2 protein-coding genes and 1 pseudogene are annotated in these 1,346 nt (G+C 71.2%); 1 reads left to right on the top strand and 2 read right to left on the bottom strand.

All coding sequences use genetic code 11. The annotated features are described in order from the left end of the window. Positions 1-409 (top strand): DUF2561 family protein (locus tag LI92_RS21220; protein WP_046322482.1); only part of this gene is annotated, 409 nt, incomplete at its 5' end. A 24-nt stretch (positions 410-433) separates the two neighbouring features. On the opposite strand, the gene LI92_RS21215 is transcribed toward LI92_RS21220, so the two are convergent. Further along, entirely contained in the window at positions 434-1,087 is a 654-nt protein-coding gene (locus LI92_RS21215) for a pyridoxine/pyridoxamine 5'-phosphate oxidase (protein ID WP_353585459.1), read from the bottom strand. A gap of 37 nt (positions 1,088-1,124) precedes the next feature. Beyond that, a pseudogene (locus LI92_RS21210) lies at positions 1,125-1,346 on the bottom strand (cytochrome bc1 complex cytochrome b subunit); the annotation flags it as partial.

Raw genomic sequence — 1,346 nt, 5'->3', positions numbered from 1 at the left:
GATACTGGCCGCCGTCCCGATGCTGCTGCGGGCCCGTCAGCCCGAGGCGCCGCGGCCTGCCGGCTTTCCGCCCCAGGCGCCGTCCAAGCCGCTGCGGCCGGGCGCCCCGCTGCCGCAGCGCGGTTTCGATGTCCCCGGCCGGCGAGCAGCAGGCACCAGGTCCATGCTGCCCAACCAGGATCAAGTGGAGCGGGTGCTGTTGCGTGGCATCACCGCGATGGCCAGCGCGACCGGAGCGACGTTGACCCTGGTGGCGCTGGCGACCTATCTGATGGCCGTCGGCAAGGACACCGGGTCGTGGGTCTGCTACGGCTTGGCCGGGGCCGGCGCAGTGGCCATGCCGGTGATTCCCTGGCTGTACCTGCGCCAGCTCGGTGAGGTTGCGGACCTGCCGTCTCGGTTCGGCTGAGCGGTACCGCGGGGACGCCGCGGGCTAAGGCCAGAGCAGCGTCGTAGACCAGCGGGCGCCATCACGCTCATAACGGAGCCTGCGGTGCCGGCGCTCGGCGTCGGACTGCCAGAACTCCACCGAGTCAGCGCGTACCGCATACGAAACCCACTCGACCGGGACCAGGGTGGGGGAGCGGTCGAGTTCCAGATGTGCCTTCGCCAGGGCCTCGTCGATCTCAGCGGGGTCGGAGTACGGCGCACTTTGCCGTCCGGTCAGCACCATCGCCCGGGCGCCTTCGGAGCGGGCCGCGAAGTCCTCAGCGGTCACTGCCGGTGGGTCGGGCAGCGCGACGCCTTCGATGCGGATCTGGCGGCCCAGCGCGGCCCAGTAGAACGTCAGCGCTACAGTCGGATTGCGGGCGAGCTCCGCGCCCTTGCGGCTGGCCGAGCTGACGGCGAAGTGCCAGCCGGCGGCATCGACGTCTTTGAGGATCAGCACCCGCGCGCAGGGCCGCGCCCGGTCGCCGTCGACTGCCACCGTCGACAACGTCATCGCATGCGGCTCCGCGACGCCGCTGTCGACAGCGTGCAGCAACCACCCGACGAACAGGTCGACGGGATCGTCCGGGGCTTGCGCCGGATCGAACTCCGGGGCCGCACCGACCAAAACGGGCAGCCCACGCAACACAGTGCGCAGGCTGCCCGCTGGCTGGGACCCGTGGGTCCCGATGGGCCTAGTGGTGGCCGTTGGTGTCTTCGCCCTGGTATTCGGCGAGCGCGGTCAGCGCGCGCCGCTCGCTGGCGTGAGCGGCCTCGGTGAGCGCTGCGTCCTCGTCGGCCGGGTCGGCCGTCAGGAAGCTGCCGTGGCCGGTGGCGCCACCGGAACCGAGCTTGTTCATCTTCTTGGGCAGCGGGGCACCGGCGTATTCCAGCGGAATCGGGTGGCCGTGCTCGTC

Source organism: Mycobacterium sp. UM_Kg1 (assembly GCF_000972925.1).
Lineage (GTDB): Bacteria > Actinomycetota > Actinomycetes > Mycobacteriales > Mycobacteriaceae > Mycobacterium > Mycobacterium hiberniae.
This window is presented reverse-complemented; position numbering and strand designations above follow the sequence as displayed.